Here is a 20,617-nt window from a genome sequence, read left to right on the forward strand (position 1 = left end):
TCGGTGGGATCAGGTTCCCGGCGGGACCGGGTTCCCCTCCGGCGGGTTCGGCGTCGAGCTGCTCGGCGGGGGCGGTGCAGAGGACGACGAGGACGACGAGCTCGACGGAGGCGGAGCGGACGTCGTGGTGATGACGACCGGCGGCGGCTCGGGGATCGGCGCGTCGGTCGTCGTCGGGACGGCCTCGGTCGGCCGCTCCCGGGTCCGTTCCGGCTGTCGCACCGGCTCGTGATCGACGGTCGTCGGGGGCGGGGCCTGGGTCGTCGTCGGGATCGCCGGCAGCTCGGGCGTCGCGTTGCTGATCGTGCGGTCCTGCGGCCAGAAGAACACCGTGCCCAGCACGGCCAGCGCCGCGACGACCCCGCCGGCGCCGATGAGCAGCGCGGGGGAGCGGCGGACGGGTGCTGGCCCGGGGGCGATGGTGGTCTCGCCGTCGTCGTAGCCGCCGTACCCGCCGTAGCCGTGCACGGCGGTCTGGTCGTAGCCCACCGGAGGGACGACGGGGAGGCGGTCGGTGGGCGGGTCGGCGCGGGCGCTGTCCAGGTAGGCGGTGCGGTCGCCGTCGAGCTGGGTCGTGCCGCCGGTCGGCATCCGGTCGGTGACCGGGTCCGGGTTCTCCCAGGGCAGCGGGCCGGGGTCGGGGGCCAGCGCAAGACCGCTGGCCGTCGACACCGCGCCGAATCCGCCCGAGCCGGTGCCGGGCACCGCACCGAACCCGCCCGAGCCGGTGCCGGGCACGGGGTCGGGCGGCCCGAGCGCGACGACGGCGCCCTTCGCGATGGTGTTCTTCGGGTCCGCGTCGACCTGTACGGGACGTCCGAGGCCGGTGGAGACCAGCTCGGCGACCAGCGGGACGCGCGAGGACCCGCCGACGAGCAGCACCACCGACGGCCCGGAGGCGGCCAGCCCGGCCGAGGCGATCGCGCGCTGCAACGCCTCGACCGACTCCTCCAGGCGGGGCCGGATGCGCTCCTCGAAGTCGCTGCGGTGCAGGCGCACCGTCGTGCGGACCTCGCCGAGCCACACCGGGATCGAGACCTCGGTGTCGGCCGACAGGGCCTCCTTGGCCTCGCGGCAGTCGCGGCGCAGCCGGGCCATCGCGGACAGGGCGTTCGGGTCGGTCTCGTCGAGTCCCTCGAAGGCGGCCGGGACGGCGTCGCGCACGTGGTCGACGACGGCCTGGTCGAAGTCGGCGCCACCCAGCTGCTCGACACCCTCGGGCCTGCCGAGCAGGGTGAACCCGCCGCCCGCGGCCTCCTTGCGGACGACGGCGGCGTCGAACGTCCCACCGCCGAGGTCGTAGACGGCGACCGTCGCGCCGGGCTCGACCCGCTCGTTCGTCGCGTAGTGCAGGGCGGCGGCCTGTGGCTCGGTGAGGAAGGTGACGGTCAGGCCGCGCTCGGCCAGGGCAGCGGCGAACAGGTCGCACTTGTGCATGCCCCAGGCCGCCGGGTGGGTCACCGCGATGCGGTCGGGGGCGCCGCCCTCGGTGCGTGCGACGACGTCGACGACGTGCTCGGCCAGCAGCGCGGACAGCTGCTCGGGGGCGAAGGACTGCTCGCCCAGCGGGATCGGCGTCGGGTCGCCGATGCGCCGCTTGAACTCGCGTGCGACGCGGTCCGGTTCGGTCAGGGCACGGCGTTCGGCGGCATCGCCGAACAGCAGCCCGCCGTCCGGTGCCACGTAGACCACGGACGGGATGTCGACCGAGTGGTCACCGAGCGTGACCATCTCGACGGTGTCGGCGTGGATGACCGCGGCCGCCGTCCGAGTGGTGCCGACGTCGATGCCCAGCAGGTAACCCATCGTCTCCCCGGTGTGCCGACCATGTCCGAAGGGTCCGGCCCGGTGCCGGACCACCACACGGTAGTGGAGCCCGGAACCGCGACCTCGACCGACTCGGGACGTGGCAGGGGGTGCGGCCCGGCAGGGGGCGCCCCCTAGACGAGCCGGTGCTGCAGGGCGTCCGCGGCGGCCAGCAGGTCGGCGGCCCAGCGGACCCCCGGCCGGCGCCCGATCCGGTCCACCGGTCCCGACACCGAGACCGCGGCGACGACCTGGCCCGCCGCGTCGCGCACCGGGGCCGACACCGACGCCACACCGGCCTCCCGTTCGGCGACGCTCTGTGCCCAGCCGCGGCGGCGGACATCGATGAGGACGCGTTCGGAGAAGCTGGCGTCGGCGAGGATCAGGCGCTGGGTGACCGGGTCGCACCAGGCGGCGAGCACCTTGGCCCCCGAGCCCGCGGTCATCGGCAGCCGAGAGCCGACGGGCACGGTGTCGCGCAGCCCGGACGGCGGCTCGGCGTGCGCGATGCAGATCCGGTGGATCCCGTCGCGTCGGTAGAGCTGCACGCTCTCGCCGGTGATGTCGCGCAGCCGGGGCAGGACCGCGGCCGCGGCGTCGAGCAGCGGGTCCGGCCGCCCGCCGGCGAGCTGGCCGAGGGTGGGGCCGGGGTGCCAGCGCCCGTCCGGGGTGCGCAGCAGCATCCCGTGTGCCTCCAGGCCGACGGCGAGCCGGTGTGCCGTCGCCCGGGGCAGCCCGGTGCGCTCGCAGAGCTCCGCCAGGCCGCACGGCCCCTCCGCCGTCGCCCGGAGAACCCCCACGGCCTTGTCGAGCACGCCGATCCCGCTAGACTGTCCCACGTTCCGATACTAACTTCCCGCGATCTGGGAAGTCCACCGCGATCAGATCACAGAGGGAGGCGGGGGTGACCACCGCAGACAAGCCGCGCACGCTGGCCGAGAAGGTCTGGGACCGGCACCTCGTCCGCAAGGGCGAGGGTGACGAGCCCGACCTGCTCTACATCGACCTGCACCTGGTGCACGAGGTCACGAGTCCGCAGGCGTTCGACGGGCTCCGGCTCGCCGGCCGCCCGGTCCGGCGCCCGGACCTCACCATCGCGACCGAGGACCACAACGTCCCCACCCTCGACGTGCTCGCCCCGATCGCGGACGAGGTGTCGCGGGTCCAGGTGGAGACCCTACGGCGCAACTGCGCGGAGTTCGGTGTCCGGCTGCACCCGATGAACGACCCCGAGCAGGGGATCGTGCACGTGGTCGGCCCGCAGCTGGGTCTGACCCAGCCGGGCACCACGGTGGTCTGCGGTGACTCCCACACCTCCACCCACGGCGCGTTCGGCGCGATGGCCTTCGGCATCGGCACCTCCGAGGTCGAGCACGTGCTCGCCACCCAGACGCTGCCGCTCAAGCCGTTCCGCACGATGGCGATCGAGGTGACCAGCTCCGACGGCACGCTGCGTCCGGGCGTCACCTCCAAGGACGTCATCCTCGCGGTGATCGCGAAGATCGACACCGGCGGTGGGCAGGGCCACGTGCTGGAGTACCGGGGCAACGTCATCGAGAACCTCTCGATGGAGGCCCGGATGACGATCTGCAACATGTCGATCGAGGCCGGTGCCCGCGCGGGCATGATCGCCCCCGACGAGACGACCTTCGCCTACCTGAAGGGCCGCGAGCACGCCCCCGCCGGCGACGACTGGGACGCCGCGGTGGCCGACTGGCGCACCCTGCGCACCGACGACGGCGCGGAGTTCGACCGGGTCGTGCACATCGACGCCGACGAGCTCACCCCGTTCGTCACCTGGGGCACCAACCCCGGGCAGGGCCTGCCGCTGGGCGAGTCGGTGCCGGACCCGGCCGCCATCACCGACGACGGCGAGCGCGCCGCGGTGGAGAAGGCGCTGTCCTACATGGGCCTGACCGGCGGGACCCCGCTGCGCGAGGTGCCGGTCGGCGCGGTCTTCGTCGGGTCCTGCACCAACGGCCGGATCGAGGACCTCCGCTCGGTGGCCGATGTGCTGAACGGGCGCACGGTCGCGAAGGGCGTGCGGATGCTCGTCGTCCCGGGGTCGATGCGGGTCCGCTTCCAGGCCGAGGAGGAGGGGCTGGACAAGGTCTTCCTCGACGCCGGCGCGGAGTGGCGCTCGGCGGGCTGCTCGATGTGTCTGGGGATGAACCCCGACCAGCTCGCGCCCGGCGAGCGCTGTGCGTCGACCTCGAACCGCAACTTCGAGGGGCGGCAGGGCAAGGGCGGTCGTACCCACCTGGTGTCGCCGCTCGTCGCGGCCGCGACCGCCGTGCGCGGCACCCTGAGCAGCCCGGAGGACCTGGACTGATGGAGAAGTTCGAGACCCACACCGGGATCGGCGTGCCGCTGCGCCTGTCCAACGTGGACACCGACCAGATCATCCCGGCGGTCTACCTCAAGCGGGTCACCCGCACCGGCTTCGAGGACGGCCTGTTCTCGGCCTGGCGCCAGGACCCGTCGTTCGTGCTCAACACCGAGCCCTACGCCCGCGGGTCGGTCCTCGTCGCCGGACCGGACTTCGGCACCGGGTCCTCGCGCGAGCACGCCGTCTGGGCGCTGATGGACTACGGCTTCCGGGTCGTCATCTCCTCGCGGTTCGCCGACATCTTCCGCGGCAACTCGGCGAAGGCCGGTCTGGTGGCGGCCCAGGTCGCCCAGCCCGACGTCGAGCTGCTCTGGAAGAAGCTGGAGAACGAGCCCGGCACGCAGGTCACCGTCGACCTCGGCGAGAAGACCGTGCAGGCCGGCGACCTGACCGTGCCGTTCGAGATCGACGACTACGCCCGGTGGCGGCTGCGCGAGGGCCTCGACGACATCGGACTCACGCTGCGGCACGAGGCCGACATCACCGCGTTCGAGGGAACCCGGCCCGCCCGGATGCCACGCACTCTGGCCTGAACCGAACACGGGTGGTCACCATGACCTGACAGAAGTCGTGGTGATCACCCGTTCGGACCTGTACCAATGGAGGGTATGCGACCTGGACTCGCGCCGGGATCTGGTGCGCGGCAGGGCGCAGCCCTACCTTTCGTGACCATGAACAAGGCTCAGCTCGTCGACGCGCTGACCGCCCGGCTCGGAGACCGTCGTGCCGCCACGGCGGCCGTCGACGCGATGGTCGAGGTGATCGTGGACGCGGTCGGCCGCGGTGAGACCGTCACCCTGACCGGGTTCGGGGTGTTCGAGCCGCGTCGACGTGCTCCTCGCACCGCCCGCAACCCGCGCACCGGGGAGACGGTGCCCGTCGGGGAGACCGTGGTGCCGTCGTTCCGGCCGGGTGCGGCCTTCAAGGAGCGGGTGGCCGCCAGCGAGGCCGCCGCCGCGAACGCGACCAGCGCCCCCCGCCGCGCCGAGCGGGCCCCGGCAGCCGCCCCGGCCGCCGCAGCCGTTCCGGCTGGCGGAGCCCCTTCGGCCGGCGGCGCCGCCCCCGGGAAGAAGACGGCCGCTCCGGCGAAGAAGACGGCTGCCCCGGCGAGGACAGCAGCTGCCCCGGAGAAGAAGCCGGCCGCTTCCGCGAAGAAGGGGGCTGCTGCGGAGAAGAAGCCGGCCGACGGAAGACCACCGCGGAGAAGTAGCCGCGCCCCCGCGCTCCTCGCCCCGCCCGCCCAGCGCTGCCTGCGCGTGTCGATCAGTACATGAGTGCTGTTCGAGCGGGTGCGGACAGCGCTCATGTACTGATCGACGGGCTTCCGGCGGTGTGCGCCCTGGGCTCGGGGTGGCCCGGCGAGCGCGCGCGGTGTGGGCGGGTCGAGCTGGGTGCGGGCAACCGGGCGGCTCCGGGCCGGTGGGGTCGCATGCGGCTCCCCCTGCCTCGCGGCGCTGCCCGACCGAGCGGGGAGGTGCGGCCGCGGCGCCGGTGCGGGTCAGCGGGACGCGAGGCGGGTCCGTTGGGCGAGCAGGGCACGGACCGTCCCGACGGTGCGACGGGCGTTGCGGGTGAGGCCGTCGGCGGTGATCCGCAGGGTCTGCCATCCCAGCGCCGCGGTGCGGGCGTCGCGGACGCGGTCGAGCGGGTCGTCGTGCTCCGCGCCGTCGTACTCGATCGCCAGCAGGGCGTCGGGGTAGGCCAGGTCGAACCGCACCCAGGGGCGGCCCCGGTCGTCGTACAGCGGGAACTGGACCTGCGGGACCGGGGAGCCCGGAGAGCACGAGCAGCAGCCGTAGCCGGGTCTCGGGCGGGGATTCCGCACGCGGGTCGGCGAGCGCGACGACCCGGTCCAGCCGGGCCGAGCCCCGCACATGCGGGTACAGCGACCGCAGGACCAGCAGGTCGGCGGGGTCGAAGCCGGGACACGGCGTCCGCATCCGGGACGGCTTCCGCTGCTCGGGTGCCGGTGTGCCCCGCAGCGGGACGAACACCGGCCGGTCCCGCCTCCGGGCGGCGAGCGCGTCGAGGGCGACGACGGCGTCGACGAGTTCGAGTCGCCGGCACAGCTCCCACGCCGTGGCGCGGGGCGAGGTGACCCGGACGCCGTCGCAGAGCCCGGTTCGAGCGGGACGCCCTGGTGGGCGAGCAGGTCCGGGCGGGCCGGATCCGCCGTGGCGCGACGAGCTCGGCCGGAGCACCCCACGGTCCGCAGGACGCGCCGAGGATCTCGGCCGCCGAGTAGGCCGACGCCGCCCCGAGCGGCCCGGCGTAGATCGACGCGGCCCGGGCCCGGAGCACCGGCGTCACGGGGACCGCGGCGGACGCGTACACGTCGGGGAACAGGCGCACGAACCGTGGCCCGCGCAGCCGCCCGGCGTGACGATCCCGCGCGCGACGGCGTCCGACCCCCGGAACGGCTCCTCCACCCGCGCACCCTGCACCTCGGCCCACGTCCGCCGGGCCGGAACCGGTGCGCCCGTTCGCGATCGCACACCCCGACGCCAGGAGGGCCCTCCCGGTCCCGGCGTCGATCAGTGCATCAGGGTTGTCGATCCGGGCCCGAACAGCACTCAGGTACTGATCGACGAGTGGCGCGGCACCGGGGATGCCGGAGGCGGGCGGAGCGGGACGGCGAGGCGGGTCAGGCCGGCGGGCGGCGGTAGTAGTCGGCCGACAGCAGGGCCCCGTCGTCGCCGAAGCCCAGGACCCAGGTGCTGGCCTTGTGCGAGGGCAGGTCGGGATCGGGGGACCTCCCCGCATCGGCCAGCAGGTGCCCGACGACGTCCGGGATCACCCCGCCCTGGCTGCACAGCAGCGTCACGCCGGGCTGGGCCGCGAGAGTGCGGAAACGGGCCAGGCCGTCGGCGGGCGAGACCCAGTAGCCGTGCTCGCCCAGCAGCGGCTCCACGTCCGGCTCGCCCGCACCGGACGCCCGTGCGTAGGGCTCGACCGTCTGGCCGCAGCGCAGCGGCGGGGCGGTCGCGAGCCGGTCCGGGCCGAAGCGGGCGAGGAAGTCCGCGAGCCGGTCGGCCTGGGTGAACCCGGTGCCGGAGAGGGGGCGCAGGTCGTCGTCGCCCTCCCAGGCGGTCCGGCTGCCCGCCTTGGCGTGCCGCACGAGCACCACCGTCGACGACGGCGGCCCCACCTGGTCGAGCCGGTCCAGCAGGTCGGCGTCGGCCGGGGCGGCTGAGCAGCGTGGGGCCTCGTCGCGGGGCAGCCACCGCAGCTCGTCGGTCTCGTCGGTGGCGGTGAAGCCGGGGTCGCGGACGACCTCGGCGGCCCAGTAGTGCACGACCTTGTGGCCCTTGCCGGGCACGTCGTACGCGGTGTGGCCGAGCCGCGCGCCGAGGCGGCACTCCAGTGCGCCTCTTCGACGGTCTCGCGCAGCGCGCGGTCGAGCGTCAGCGCCTCGCCCGGTCCTGGTGGCCCTTGGGCCAGGACCAGTCGTCGTAGCGGGGGCGGTGGACCAGGGCCACCTCGACGGTGCCGTCGTCCGCGCGGCGCCACGGCACCGTCCCGGCCGCGACGACGTCGGCGATCCCGCCGGGTCGACCTCGGCCCCGTCGGTCCGGAACTGCGCGAGAGCATCAGTCCCTCGCTCTTCCCTCGCCGGGAGTTCATCATCTCCACCTGGTGGTCGCGGACCCGGATGTTCTCCGATCCCGGCGCGGGGGACGGCGACCAGGTCCCGTCCGGGCCGAGCGTCCAGCAGCGCGTCGCCGGGTCCAGGCAGGAGTCGAACATCGCGCCGAGCTGGTCGGCGAGCTTCGGGTCGGCGACCCGCAGCATCACCTCGACCCGGTGGTCCAGGTTGCGGTGCATCATGTCCGCCGAGCCGATCCAGTACTCGTCGGCCGAGCCGAAGTGCAGCACCCGGGAGTGCTCCAGGAACGGCCCGAGGATCGACCGGACGTGATGTTCTCGCTGAGCCCCGGCCGCCCGGGGACGATCGCGCAGATGCCGCGCACCACGATGTCGACCGGCACGCCCGCCTGCGACGCCCGGTAGCAGGCGTCGATGGTCGCCTCGTCGACGAGCGAGTTCGCCTTGATCTGCACCCGCGCGCCGGCCTCGCCGGACAGGTGCGCCTCGATCTCGTCGTCGATGCGGCGGACGATGCCGCGGCGGATCCCGTACGGCGCCACGAGCAGGCTCCGGTAGGAGGTCTGCCGCGAGTAGCCGGTGAGGGAGTTGAACAGGTCGGTGAGGTCCGCGCCGATCGGCGGGTCGGCGGTGAGCACGCCGACGTCCTCGTAGAGCCGCGCGGTCTTCGGGTTGTAGTTGCCGGTGCCGATGTGGCAGTACCGACGGATCTCCGACCCCTCCTGGCGCACGACCAGGCAGGTCTTGCAGTGCGTCTTGAGCCCGACGAGGCCGTAGACGACGTGCACGCCGGCCTTCTCCAGCTCGCGCGCCCAGCGGATGTTGGCCTGCTCGTCGAACCGGGCCTTGATCTCACCAGGGCGACGACCTGCTTGCCCGCCTCGGCGGCGTCGATCAGCGCGTTGACGATCGGGGAGTCGCCGGAGGTGCGGTAGAGGGTCTGCTTGATCGCGAGCACGTTCGGGTCCGCGGCGGCCTGCTCGATGAAGCGCTGCACCGAGGTGGAGAACGAGTCGTAGGGGTGGTGCACGAGCACGTCGCCCTCGCGCAGCGTCGCGAACACGCTGCGGGGGGTCTCCCGCTCGGCGAACGCGGGGTGCGTCGCGGGGCGGAACGGCTCGTCCTTCAGGTCGGGGCGGTTGACCCCGTGCACCTGCCACAGGCTGGTGAGGTCGAGCAGCCCGGGGACGGTGACGACGTCGTTGGGATCGACGTCGAGCTCGCGCAGCAGCAGCTCCAGCACGTGCTCGGACATCGTGTCGAGCACCTCGAGGCGCACCGGCGGCCCGAACCGGCGCCGGGCGAGCTCGCGCTCCAGGGCCTGCAGGAGGTCCTCGTCGCGGTCCTCCTCGACCTCGAGGTCGGCGTTGCGGGTGACCCGGAACGGATGGACCTCGGTGACCTCCATGCCCGTGAACAGGTCACCGAGGTGCGCGGAGATCAGGTCCTCGATCGGCAGGAACGTGCACTGCCGGTTCCCGGCGCGGGTGTCGGTGTCCGGCGGGTCGACCGACACCAGCCGCGGCACGTTGTTGGGCACCTTCACCCGGGCGAAGCGTTCGGTCCGGCCCTCCGGGTCACGGACGGTCACCGCAAGGTTCAGCGACAGCCCGGAGATGTAGGGGAACGGGTGCGCCGGGTCGACCGCGAGCGGGGTGAGCACCGGGAACACCGTCTCGGTGAAGTAGTCCGACAGGCGCAGGCGCTCGGCGTCGGTCAGATCCTCCCAGCTGCGCAGGTGGATGCCGGCCGCGTCGAGCTCGGGGAGCAGCTCGTCCATGAACACCTCGGCGTGCGCCCGCGACAGCGCGCGGCTCCGCTCGGTGATCCGGGCCAGCTGCTGGCGCGGGGTGAGGCCGTCGGCGCTGCGCACGGACAGGCCGGTCTCGTCGCGGCGCTTCAGGCCCGCGACCCGGACCATGTAGAACTCGTCGAGGTTGGAGGCGAAGATCGCGAGGAACTTCGCGCGCTCCAGCAGCGGCTGGCTGGAGTCCTCGGCCAGGGCCAGCACGCGGGCGTTGAAGTCGAGCCAGGACAGTTCGCGGTTGAGGTAGCGGTCCTCGGGGAGCAGCTCGCCCATCGTCGACGCCGGGGTGGTCGCCCCCGCGGGCGGCGCGATCGGGGCCGCCCCTGGCTCGGCGACGGCGTGGCGGCCGGCGGGGCGGGCGGTGCCGCGGGACCCGCTGGCGCGTGCTGCTGGGCCGGGATCTCCGCGGACGGTGCCTGGTCGGCGACGCTGCGGCTCGCGGTGTGCAACCGCCGCGACGCCGGCCGCGGGGCACGGCGCGCGGCCGTCCGGGGACGGCCGCCCGGGTGCGCGGAGGTGCCGTTCCGTCCGTCCGGGGTCGCCGAGTCGTCGCTCACGTCACGATTGTTTCGTACCGCTCCGCAACCGTCCACGGGGACACGGCCCCGGCCGACGACGTCACGTACGTGGTGTGCCACACCGTCACGTGCGTGGTGTGCCACACCGTCGGGCGACGGCCTCCCCCGGCGGGTGACATCCGGGCGGGCGGGGTACGGCGGGGGGTCCGTGCCGGGCGTCGACCACGGCCCGGGTCCACGCCCCCACCCCGAGGGCGACGGCGTCGTCGAGGTCGGCGGCGGTGTCGACGTCGCGGCGCAGACCGGGACGGTCACCGGGCAGCGGACGGGCCCCGGAGGCACGGTGCCGGGCGGCCGACCCGCGGCCGAAGTGTGGGTCGAGGTCCTGCCCCGGGGCGACCAGCAGCAGCGTGGTGCCCTCGCCGGGGGCGTCGGGCTGGAAGGCGCGGGACGCGCCGCCGGCGAACAGCACGGCGGCCGCGGCGACGGCGGCGTCGAGCTCGGCCGGGCGCAGGGCGGGCAGGTCGGCCTGCAGCGCCCCCAGCGCGACGTGCGGGTCGCGCGAGCGCAGCAGCGCGGCACCGTGGCGCAGCGCGCCGTTGAGCCTGCGCCCGGGGTCGGTGACGACCTCGGCGCCGAGCGCGCCGACCTCCACCGCCACCGCCGGGTCCGAGGAGATCACCAGCACGTGCCGGACCGCCGTCGCGGCGACGGCGGCGGCCACCGTGTCGCGGGCCAGGGCCAGCGCGAGCCGCTGGTGCGCGCCGAGATCGCCGACCCCGCCATCGGCGGCGCCACGCAACCGGGTCTTCGCGCGGGGCAGCGGCTTCACCGGTACCACCAGGTCCACCCGCAGGGTCACAGCCCCAGTCTGGCACCCCGCGTGACACCGTGGGGCCTCTGTGGGGAGACTCCACGGATCAGATCCGGATCATCCCGATCCGCGACGACCCCACGACCCGCCGCAGCGGCGGGCAGGAGGAGGCCGCCGGTGGCACGCGAGAAGGGCGGATTCTGGGTCGGTCTCGCCGTCCCGTTCTTCTACTCGATCGGCTGGCTCACCGGCCGGCCGCGCTACCAGGGCCGCGAGCACCTCCCGGCCCGCGGCGGTGCGCTGCTGGTCGGCAACCACATCTCCCACCTGGACCCGATCCACACCGGCACCTACGTCCACAGCGCGGGCCGGGTGCCGCGGTTCCTGGCCAAGAGCAGCCTGTGGAACGTGCCGGTGCTCGGCGCGGTGCTGCGCGGCTCGGGCCAGATCCCGGTGTTCCGCGACTCCGCCGACGCCCAGCAGAGCCTCGCCGCTGGCACGCAGGCGCTCGCCGACGGCAAGATCGTCATCATCTACCCGGAGGGCACCATCACCCGGGACCCCGACGGGTGGCCGATGCGCTCGCGCACCGGCGTCGCGCGGATGGCGCTGGCCTCGGACGCGCCGGTCATCCCGATGGTGCACTGGGGGACCCGCGAGGTCCTGAACGGCTACGAGAAGAAGTTCCGCCCGCTGCCGCGCACCGACGTCGTGCTGCGCGCGGGGGACCCGGTGGACCTGAGCGCCTACCGCGGGCGCCCGCTGGACGCCCACGTCCTGCGCGAGGTCACCGACCTGATCATGGGGCGGGTGCGGGAGCTGCTCGCCGAGGTCCGCGACGAGGACGCGCCGGAGGAGTTCTACCGCCGACGCCCGGAGAGCGAGGCAGGCCGATGAGCGTCCCTGGGGTCCCGTCGTTCGGGGAGCGCCCGGTCAACGAGCCGGTGCACTCGATCCAGCGCGTCGCCGTGCTCGGCGCGGGCAGCTGGGGCACCGCGTTCGCGAAGGTCCTCGGCGACGCCGGCCGGGACGTGCGGCTGTGGGCCCGCCGCTGCGAGATCGCCGAGGCGATCAACGCCGACCGGCGCAACCCGGACTACCTGTCCGACGTCGCGCTGCCGGACACACTGCGCGCCACCCACGATGCCGCCGAGGCCCTCGACGGCGTCGACGCGGTGATCCTCGCGGTGCCGTCGCAGTCGCTGCGCGCCAACCTGGAGCAGTGGCGTGACCTGGTCCCGGCCGGGGTCACCCTGACCAGCCTGGCCAAGGGTGTCGAGCTGGGGACGCTCAAGCGGATGACCGAGGTCATCGACGACGTCACCGGTGTCGGCGCGGACCGGCTCGCCGTCGTGTCCGGGCCGAACCTGGCCGCGGAGATCGCGCACGAGCAGCCGACGGCCACCGTCATCGCCTGCTCCGACCACGAGCGCGCGGTGGCACTGCAGACCGCCTGCGCGACCGGCTACTTCCGCGCCTACACCAACACCGACGTCGTCGGGGCGGAGCTGGGCGGGGCGGGCAAGAACGTCATCGCGCTCGCCGTCGGCGTCGCCTCCGGGATGGGGCTGGGTGACAACTCGCGGGCGTCGCTGATCACCCGCGGGCTGGCCGAGATGTCGCGGCTCGGGATGGCGCTCGGCGCCTCGCCGCTGACCTTCGCCGGCCTGGCCGGCATGGGCGACCTGGTGGCGACGTGCAGCTCCCCGCTGTCGCGCAACCGGACCTTCGGCGAGCAGCTGGGGCGCGGCGCGAGCCTCGCCGAGGCGGAGAAGGCCAACCACGGCCAGGTCGCCGAGGGCGTGAAGTCCTGCCTGTCGATCTGCGAGCTCGGCGAGCGCGCCGGGGTCGAGCTGCCCATCGCCGACGCGGTCCGCCGGGTCTGCCACGAGGGCATGACCGCCCACCAGATGGCCAAGGAACTGATCTCCCGGGCCCCGAAACCGGAGTGAACCCCATGCTCGGAGACGGCACCCGCTGTGTGCACGGCGGGGAGCAGCACGCCCACGCCGTGGGCGACCCGATCCATCGCGGACCGGTGCTGACCAGCACGTACCACCTCGGACGCCCGGAGGAGGCCGACCAGGGCGCGGACTTCTACGCTCGCGCGGACAACCCGACGTGGCGGGAGTTCGAGGCCGCCGTCGGCGAGCTCGACGGCGGGCCGTGCACGGTGTTCCCGTCCGGGATGGCCGCGGTCGCGGCGGTCCTGCGCGCCTTCACCGGCGCCGGGCGCGGCGTGCTGCTGCCCAGCGACGGCTACTACGTCGCACGCCTGCTCGCCGACGAGGAGCTCGCCCCGCTCGGGGTGCCGGTCGCCTACTGCGCGACCGCGGGCGACTGGGCGTCGGCGATCGCCCGGCACCGGCCCGCGCTGGTGATGCTGGAGACGCCGTCGAACCCCGGCCTGGAGGTCTGCGACGTCGCCGCGGTCGCCGCCGCTGCGCACGCGGCCGGTGCGGTCGTCGCCGTCGACAACACCACGTGCACCCCGCTCGGGCAGCAGCCGCTCGCGCTGGGGGCCGACCTGGTCGTCGCCAGCGACACCAAGGCGCTGTCCGGGCACGGGGACCTGCTGCTCGGGCACGTCTCCGCCGCCGACCCGGTGCACCACGAGCGGGTCCGCGCCTTCCGCACCCGCGGCGGCGCGATCGCCGGGCCGATGGAGACCTGGCTGGCGCTGCGCGGGCTCGGCACCCTGGACCTGCGGCTGGGTCGGCAGGCCAAGAACGCCCGCGCGCTCGCCGTCGCGCTGCGGGAGACCCCCGGCGTGCGGGACGTCCGCTGGCCCGGGCTGGCCGACGACCCGTCGCACCTGCTCGCTCGGACCCAGATGCGGCGCTGGAACGGCATCCTGCGGTTCACCCTGGCCGACACCCACGCCGTCTCGGACTTCCTGGCCGCCGCGACGCTGGTCGACTCGGCGACGAGCTTCGGCGGACTGCGCACGGCCGCGGACCGGCGGGCCCGGTGGGGCGACGCGGTGCCGGACGGCCTGGTGCGGCTGTCCTGCGGGGTGGAGGACACCGACGACCTCCTCGCGGACGTGATCGGCGCCCTCGGGGGGTAACGGCGGGCAGGTCCGGCACGAGCGCAGCGGTGCACGATCCGCCGCGAGACGAGGTGCCGTCCATGACCACCGACCGCGCCGACCACGCCGGTCACACCGACTACGCCGACCATGCCGAGCGCACGTCCGGCACCGGGTCGGCCGGTGCCGCCGCCTGCCCGGCCTGCGGCGCCCCGGGCCGGCTGCTCCGCCACGTCGTCCAGGAGCGGTACCGGCTGCTGCGCTGCACCGGCTGCGGCACCGAGTTCCTGCGCGACCCGGTCCCCGGCGGCTCGACGGCGGGGGAGTACTGGGAGGACTACAAGTTCGACGTCTACGCGGGCGACGCCGTCCGGGTGGGCTACGAGCAGCGCTACGCCGCCGTGTTCGACCGGCTGGAGGACCGGGCCGGCCGGTGCGGGCGGGTGCTCGACGTGGGCTGCGGGATCGGGAACTTCCTGGCGTGGGCGAGGGACCGCGGGCTGGACGCTGTCGGGTCCGACGTCGACGAGCGCGCGCTGGCCGGCGCGGCCGCCCGCGGGCTGACGGTGTTCACCCCCGAGCAGCTCGCCGCGCAGGACACCGAGGTCGACGTCGTCACCCTCTGGGACGTGATCGAGCACGTCGCCGACCCTGGCCCGTTCCTCACCGACGCGCTGTCCCGGCTGCGTCCCGGCGGCTGGGTGCTGCTGGAGACCCCGGACGCCGCGTTCCCGGTGCGGCCGCTGGTGCGTGCGCTGCACCGCGCCACCGGTGGGCGGGTCGACCTGGCCAAGAACATGTACTACTGGGAACACAAGATCTACTTCACCGAGCGGGGCCTGGAACGGGTCCTCGCGCCGCACGGGGTGACCGTCGTCGAGGTGCACCGGATGACCTCGCCGGTGGCGAAGATGCAGGCCACCTTCGACCACGGGGCCGAGGGCTCCGGCCCGGTGGACCGGCTGCTCGCGCGCGGCTGGCCCGCGGCGGAGGCGCTGTTCCGGCGGATGGGCCGGGGCAACAAGCTCGTCGTGCTGGCCCGCCGGACCGGGTGAGCGCGCTCAGCGCGCGGCGTCGGTGACCCGCACCGGGACGACCGGCGCCGGGACCTCCCCGCCCCGGGAGCGGCGGTAGGCCCAGCGGGTCGCGCCCGGGGCGAGCAGCACCGCGGCGGCGACGGCGAGGGTCCGCGGGTCGGTCCGCTCCCGCAACGCCGCCCGGACCCGGGCGCGGGCGGTCGCGAGATCGCCCTCGAACAGCGCGACCCGGGCCCCGACGACACCGCGGCGGTGCCGGCTGCGGCGCAGCTCCCGCTCCAGGGCGGCGGCGACGGCCGGGTCGTCCGAGCGTGCGGCGGCCGCGCGGACCGCCCGTTCCCGGGCCTGTTCCACGGCCAGCACCGCGGGCCCGCCGCGGGACAGCGACTGCGGCGCCTGGGTGTAGCTCGCGAGCCGCTCGGGCAGCGTCACCATCCGGTGGCCCGCCGCGACGATCCGCAGGAACAGGTGCAGGTCCGCGACGGTCACCCCGGCGTCGTCGACGTGGCCGTGGGCGTCCCACACCTCCCGGCGCACCGCCCCGGTGTAGTACGGGCACGGCCCCTCGATGAGCTCGGGCAGGGTCAGCACGTGCTCCGGGTCCGGTGTCGGCGCCCCGGCGTTCTCCAGGTAGGAGGCGGGCAGCCGCGCCCCGGTGGCGGCGTCGGTGAACCAGGCGTCGCAGGTGACGGCGGCGAGGTCCGGACGGGAGTCGAGCACGTCGCCGAGCCGGGCGCAGAACTCGGGCAGCACCCGGTCGTCGGAGTTGAGCAGGGTGACGTACCGGCCCGAGGACTCGGCCGAGGCGCGGTTGATGCCGCCCGCGGCGCCCCGGTTGGGCTGGCGGACGAGCACGATCCGCGGGTCGTGCTCGGCGTGGGAACCGACGATCCGGGCCATCTCGTCCGACATCCCGTTGTCGACGACGACGAGCTCCCAGTCAGGATCGGTCTGGGCCTGCACCGACCCGATCATCCCCGACACCGCGTGCTCGGTGCGGTAGGCGGTCGACAGGAAGCTGAACCGCGGACGTGCCTGACGGTGGTGGCCCATTCTCGTCCGTTCTGTCGGGGTCGCTGGGATGACCGTCGTCCCGGAGTGGCACCCGCGTTACGCCGCAGTGTCGTCGATCTCCGCCACGAGCGGTAACGATCCCTGGTGAACGGCCGAATGCACCGCAGTACGGATCACGGCGGGCGGCGGGCGGAGGCGGGATGGTGCAGCAGACCGCACCGGCCGGGATAGTCCTGCGGGACACCGGCCCGCGGCCCGGCACCCCGCTGGTGCAGGAGATCGCCACCCGCACGCCACTGGCCCGGCTGCTGCAGGGGCTCGTGTTCCTGACCGTGGGCGTGGCCTCCTGCGAGGGCTACCTGCTCGACATCAACGACGTCGTCACCAAGCTCCCCGCGGCGACGCTCGTGCTCGTGTGGCTGGTGGCCCGGCTGCGCCCGTTCCGGCTGCCGCGCTTCCACCCGGTCCACGTGCCGCTCGCCGTGCTGGCCGTGGCCGTGCTCGCCTCGACCGCGGTGCACGCCGGCGACACCTTCACCATGAGCTACGCCCAGCGCTGGGTGTCGTTCCTGGTCACCGTGACGGTGCTGATCGACGTCTGCTCCCGCGAGGTCCCGGTGCGGGTGCCGGTGTGGGCCTCGGTCACCGGCGCGACCGTCGCCGCGAGCGGGGCCCTGTGGAGCTTCCTCATCGAGGGCTCGCCGCGGGCGACCGGGCCGCTGGAGGACCCCAACGACCTGGCCTACGTGCTGGTCTCGGCGGTGCCGCTGCTGCTCGCGCTGTGGCTGCGCCGTCCGCGCCGGGACGGGCCTGAGCGCGCACCCCGGGCCGCGCAGGTGCTGGTCGGGGTGCTGCTGGTGCTGCTCGTGCTGGGGGCGGCGGTGACCGTGTCCCGCGGCGGCATGATCGCGCTCGTCGTCGCCATGGTGTGGCTGACGGTGCGCGGGGCGATCGCGCCCCGGGTGCTCGCCGCGGCCGCCGTCGCCGTCGTGGTCGCGGGGGTCGGGCTGGTCGCCGGCTTCGGTGACGACGTCGGCCGCGCGCTCTCCCAGAAGGACCAGGTCGCCGCCTCCAACATCGACAGCCGGGCGCTGCGCTGGGAGGTGGCGGCCACACTGCTGCCCGAGCAACCGCTGCTCGGCGTCGGACCCGGCGGGTTCCGCTCGCACTACCTCGCGGCGTCCCACAACGCCGAGCTGGAGGAGCAGACCCCGGTCGCCCACAACATGTACGTCGAGGTCGCCGCCGAGCTCGGGGTGCTCGGTCTGGCCGGCTTCGTCGGGATGATCGCGGCGGCGCTGTGGTCGGCCGAGCGGGCGGTCCGGGCCGCCGGCCCCGGCCCCGGGCGGCTGCTGCCGCTGGCCGTGCAGACCGCGCTCATCGCGGTCTGCGTCGCCTCGACGTTCCTGTCCGAGCAGTACTACATGCCCCTGTGGGCACTGAGAGCGTGTTTGGAAATTCTAGTGGGTTGAGGGTGTCGTGTGTTTCTGCTGGCGGGTGGCGGGGTATCCACGGGCGATGCGGCGGGTGATGGTGTTGATCGCGGCCCAGCGGATCATGGCTTCGGATGTGGTGGGGTGGCGTTCGTAGTCTCGGGCCAGGCGTCGGTGTGCGGTGAGCCAGGCCAGGGTCCGTTCGACCACCCACCTTCGTGGGAGGACGGTGAATCCGCGCTGCTCGGGTGGCTTGCGGATGATCTCGATCGTTGTCTGCAGGATCGTGGCGGCCCAGTCGAGCAGTCGCCCGGCGAAGCCGGCGTCGGCGTAGACGAACCGCACCCTGGTGCGCAGGTAGAGGTTGAGCAGGATCGGCTTGGCGCCGTCGCGGTCCTGTACCGAGGCCGAGCACACCATCGTGGTCAGCAGCAGACCGAGGGTGTCGGTCACGATGAACCGTTTCCGTCCGCCTGTCTTCTTCCCGGCGTCGTAGCCGCGGGAGTCCTGGCCGACGGTGTCGGCGCCCTTGACCGACTGGGAATCGATGATCCCCGCACTCGGCTCCGGATCACGGCCCTCGGCGATACGTAACTGCCCCCGCACGACCGGGAGGATCTTCTCGGTGACCTTCTGCTGTTCCCACTGGTTGAAGTACCAGTAGACGGTCTGCCAGGGCGGGAAGTCCACCGGCAACGCCCGCCAGGCACACCCGGTCCGCACGACATACAAGATCGCGTCCAGCACGTCCCGACGAGCATGAGCAACAGGCCGCCCCCGCCGCGCGAGCGGCGGTAACAACGGCTCGATCACCACCCACTGGGCATCACTGGTGTCCGAGGGGTACCGGCGCGGTCGTTCCTGCATGCCGACCACGATGGAGCACCCCAGCCGTGTCGACCATCCCGACACACCCACCATTTCCAAACACGCTCTGACCGCCGCGGCCTGCGCCGTGGGCCTGCGCAGCGAGGGAGCGATCCGGTGAAGGTCCTGCAGGTCGTCAACGAGATGGGGACCGGGGGAGCGGAGCGCGTCGTCGCCGACCTCGCCCGGCACGGGACCGGCCTCGGCTGGGACACCGTGGTCCTGTCCTCGGGTGGGGTGCGGGCCGACGAGCTGGCCGCGCAGGGGTACCGCACCGAGACGATGCCGCTGGTACGCCGCACCCCGGTGGGGATCCTGCGCGGGGCCCTCGCCGTGGCCGCCGCCCTCCGGCGGCACCGCCCGGACGTCGTGCTCGCCCACAACGTGCTGGTCGGGCTGGTCTGCCGGCTCGCCGCGCACACCCGGCGCCGCCGACCGACGCTGGTGACGGTGTTCCACGGCGTCGCCGCCGACGACTACCCGGCCGCGGCCCGGCTGCTGTCGGGCGCCGCCGACGTCGTGGTCGCGGTGTCCGCGGCGGTCGCCGACCGGCTGCGTGCCGCGGGCCTGCACGACACCCGGATCGCTGTGCTGCGCAACGCCGTCACCCCGCCGGTGCTGCCCGCCCGGGCCGACGCCCGGCGTGCCCTCGGCCTGCCCGACGACGTCGGCGTCGCGCTGTGCGCGGCCCGGCTGGTCCCGCAGAAGCGCCACGACGTGCTGCTCGACGCCTGGCGCGCGGTGCCGGGCGGGCCGGTGCTGCTGCTCGCCGGGGACGGCCCGCTGCGCGCTGGGCTCGAGGAACGCGTCGCGGACCTGGGTGACCGGGTGCGGTTCCTCGGCGCCCGCGACGACATGCCCACCCTGCTCGCCGCCGCCGACGTCGCCGTGCTGACCAGCGACTGGGAGGGCCTGCCGATGGCCGTCCTGGAGGCGATGGCCGCCGGGCTCCCGGTGGTCGCCACCGACGTCGACGGGGTCCGCGAGGCGCTCGGCCCGCGCGCCGACGCACCCGCGGCGGGGCTGCTCGTACCGCCGGGCGACCCGGCCGCGGTCGCCGCCGCGCTGAACGGGCTGGCCGACCCGCGCCGCCGCGGGGCACCGGCCGCGGCCGGGCGGGCCCGGGTGGCTGCCGAGCACGACCCGGTCGCGCTGGCCGCCGACTACGACGCGCTGCTCCACGACGCCCGTGCCGCGGGCGCCGGCGGGCCCGGCCGGTTCTGGCTGGCCGGCGTGGCCGCCCTGGCCGGGCTCGCGACGACGGCCGCGGTGCTGCTGGCCGTCGCGCTCGGACCGATCACCGAGCAGGCCAGCGTCACGCTGGTGGCCCGCCCGGACGTCGGAGCGACCGTCTCGCTGGACCCGGCCCGCCCCGTGGTCTCGACCAGCTACGGCGAGGTCGTCTCGCTGGCCCTGCCCGCGTTGCCCGAGATCGTGACCGGGCCGTCGCTGCTGGGCCGGGCGGCCGCGGCGGTGCCCGGCGGTCCCGACCCCGAGCAGCTGCGCCGCGCCGTGTCGGTCGAGCTGGTCCCGGCGTCGGGGCTGGCGCGGATCTCGGTGCGCGACCCCGACCCGGGCCGTGCGGAGGCGCTGGCCGAGGCCGTCGTCGACCAGGTCGTGGCGGCCGACGTCCTCGACCCGGCCGGGCGGCTGGTGCCGGTCGACACCCGGGCCGCGGTCACCCCGGTCGCCACCTCGACGACGCTGGCCGCGGCGCTCGCGCTGCTCGCGGGGATCGTCGTCGCCGTCGTGACGGGTGCGGCGCTGCTGCCCCGCCGACGTGCCACCCCGAACTCGGGACTGCTGCGCGCCGTCGCCGCGTCGGGCCGCGGCCCGGTCGCGGTGCTGGATGCGGCGGACCCGGTGCTCGTCGACCGGATCCGGCTGCTGGCGGGGCCGGACCGCACCCGGGTGGTGCCGGCCGGTCCCGGCCTGGAGACCGACGCCCGGCGGATCACCGAGGCACTCGCGCTGCGCGACGGTCCGGTGGCCGGCCCGGCGCGGCCCGGCGCGGTCGTCGCGCTCGCGGACCCGCGGCGCACCCGCACCGAGGACCTCACCGGCGTCCTCACGGCCGTCCCGGAGCGGGAGCGGGTGCTGGCGGTCGTCCTGACCTGACCTGACCTGGTCCGGTCCGGTCCGGTCCGACGAACGGTCGCGCGGACCCGGAGGGCCGTCGTGCGGCACCGGCGGGCGGGTGGGCGGTCCCGGGGCGCCCGCGCCGCGCGGTCACCTCCCCGAGGGCGCGTTATCACCCTCGCGTAACCGGGCTTCCGTATGGTCGACTACATCACG

15 protein-coding genes and 2 pseudogenes are annotated in these 20,617 nt (G+C 74.8%); 9 read left to right on the forward strand and 8 right to left on the reverse strand.

All coding sequences use genetic code 11. The annotated features are described in order from the left end of the window. Positions 1-9 precede the first annotated feature (9 nt). Together KPL57_RS65255 and KPL57_RS65260 are read right to left on the reverse strand one after the other, a co-directional pair. Positions 10-1,806: an Hsp70 family protein gene (locus KPL57_RS65255; protein ID WP_226359461.1), complete on the reverse strand. Its 1,797-nt coding sequence runs from the start codon at positions 1,804-1,806 to the stop codon at positions 10-12. 134 nt (positions 1,807-1,940) lie between these two features. Then, complete coding sequence (locus tag KPL57_RS65260; RefSeq protein WP_226359462.1) at positions 1,941-2,645, reverse strand: IclR family transcriptional regulator; 705 nt, start codon at positions 2,643-2,645, stop codon at positions 1,941-1,943. 65 nt (positions 2,646-2,710) lie between these two features. Here KPL57_RS65260 and leuC point away from each other — a divergent pair, with 65 nt between their 5' ends. The 3 genes from leuC (at position 2,711) to KPL57_RS65275 (ending at position 5,469) form a co-directional block, all read left to right on the forward strand. Beyond that, the gene (gene leuC / locus KPL57_RS65265; RefSeq protein WP_226359463.1) at positions 2,711-4,138 is read left to right on the forward strand and encodes a 3-isopropylmalate dehydratase large subunit; all 1,428 of its coding nucleotides are present in this window, start codon (positions 2,711-2,713) and stop codon (positions 4,136-4,138) included. Further along, on the forward strand, positions 4,138-4,728 hold the full coding sequence (gene leuD, locus KPL57_RS65270) for a 3-isopropylmalate dehydratase small subunit (protein WP_020625107.1): 591 nt from the start codon (positions 4,138-4,140) through the stop codon (positions 4,726-4,728). The genes leuC and leuD overlap by 1 nt, the downstream gene beginning before the upstream one ends. 138 nt (positions 4,729-4,866) lie before the next feature. Continuing rightward, positions 4,867-5,469 carry an HU family DNA-binding protein gene (locus KPL57_RS65275; protein WP_226359464.1) on the forward strand — a complete coding sequence of 201 codons (603 nt, stop codon included), beginning with the start codon at positions 4,867-4,869 and terminating at the stop codon, positions 5,467-5,469. A gap of 224 nt (positions 5,470-5,693) precedes the next feature. On the opposite strand, the gene KPL57_RS65280 is transcribed toward KPL57_RS65275, so the two are convergent. From KPL57_RS65280 to cofC, 4 genes and pseudogenes are all read right to left on the reverse strand, one after another. Then, complete coding sequence (locus tag KPL57_RS65280; protein WP_226359465.1) at positions 5,694-6,020, reverse strand: endonuclease domain-containing protein; 327 nt, start codon at positions 6,018-6,020, stop codon at positions 5,694-5,696. Positions 6,021-6,839: 819 nt separating this feature from the next. After that, positions 6,840-7,514, reverse strand: a complete 675-nt coding sequence (locus KPL57_RS71645; protein ID WP_226359466.1) for a histidine phosphatase family protein — start codon at positions 7,512-7,514, stop codon at positions 6,840-6,842. A gap of 302 nt (positions 7,515-7,816) precedes the next feature. Next, positions 7,817-9,920: pseudogene (locus KPL57_RS65290) on the reverse strand (RNA degradosome polyphosphate kinase); the annotation flags it as partial. Between the two features lie 330 nt (positions 9,921-10,250). Further along, the gene (cofC, locus tag KPL57_RS65295; protein WP_308253623.1) at positions 10,251-10,988 is read right to left on the reverse strand and encodes a 2-phospho-L-lactate guanylyltransferase; all 738 of its coding nucleotides are present in this window, start codon (positions 10,986-10,988) and stop codon (positions 10,251-10,253) included. Positions 10,989-11,117: 129 nt separating this feature from the next. Here cofC and KPL57_RS65300 point away from each other — a divergent pair, with 129 nt between their 5' ends. From KPL57_RS65300 to KPL57_RS65315, 4 genes are all read left to right on the forward strand, one after another. Continuing rightward, on the forward strand, positions 11,118-11,837 hold the full coding sequence (locus KPL57_RS65300) for a 1-acyl-sn-glycerol-3-phosphate acyltransferase (protein ID WP_075310690.1): 720 nt from the start codon (positions 11,118-11,120) through the stop codon (positions 11,835-11,837). Further along, entirely contained in the window at positions 11,834-12,892 is a 1,059-nt protein-coding gene (locus tag KPL57_RS65305) for an NAD(P)H-dependent glycerol-3-phosphate dehydrogenase (RefSeq protein WP_060712981.1), read from the forward strand. The genes KPL57_RS65300 and KPL57_RS65305 overlap by 4 nt, the downstream gene beginning before the upstream one ends. 5 nt (positions 12,893-12,897) lie before the next feature. Beyond that, entirely contained in the window at positions 12,898-14,010 is a 1,113-nt protein-coding gene (locus KPL57_RS65310; protein ID WP_226359467.1) for a cystathionine gamma-lyase, read from the forward strand. Positions 14,011-14,072: 62 nt separating this feature from the next. Beyond that, on the forward strand, positions 14,073-15,026 hold the full coding sequence (locus KPL57_RS65315; protein WP_226359468.1) for a class I SAM-dependent methyltransferase: 954 nt from the start codon (positions 14,073-14,075) through the stop codon (positions 15,024-15,026). A 6-nt stretch (positions 15,027-15,032) separates the two neighbouring features. On the opposite strand, the gene KPL57_RS65320 is transcribed toward KPL57_RS65315, so the two are convergent. Beyond that, positions 15,033-16,061 (reverse strand): glycosyltransferase family A protein, encoded by a 1,029-nt coding sequence (locus tag KPL57_RS65320; protein WP_226359469.1) that lies wholly within the window; start codon positions 16,059-16,061, stop codon positions 15,033-15,035. 161 nt (positions 16,062-16,222) lie between these two features. Here KPL57_RS65320 and KPL57_RS65325 point away from each other — a divergent pair, with 161 nt between their 5' ends. Then, positions 16,223-17,494 (forward strand): O-antigen ligase, encoded by a 1,272-nt coding sequence (locus KPL57_RS65325; RefSeq protein ID WP_226359470.1) that lies wholly within the window; start codon positions 16,223-16,225, stop codon positions 17,492-17,494. Here the strand turns inward: KPL57_RS65325 and KPL57_RS65330 are convergent. After that, positions 17,443-18,376: pseudogene (locus tag KPL57_RS65330) on the reverse strand (IS5 family transposase). The gene KPL57_RS65325 and the pseudogene KPL57_RS65330 sit on opposite strands and share 52 nt — an antisense overlap. Before the next feature lie 63 nt (positions 18,377-18,439). Between KPL57_RS65330 and KPL57_RS65335 the strand changes: the two are divergent. Next, positions 18,440-20,440, forward strand: coding sequence for a glycosyltransferase (locus tag KPL57_RS65335; protein WP_226359471.1), 2,001 nt, complete (start codon positions 18,440-18,442; stop codon positions 20,438-20,440). The last annotated feature ends 177 nt before the right edge of the window (positions 20,441-20,617 follow it).

It is taken from the genome of Pseudonocardia sp. ICBG601 (assembly GCF_020496245.1).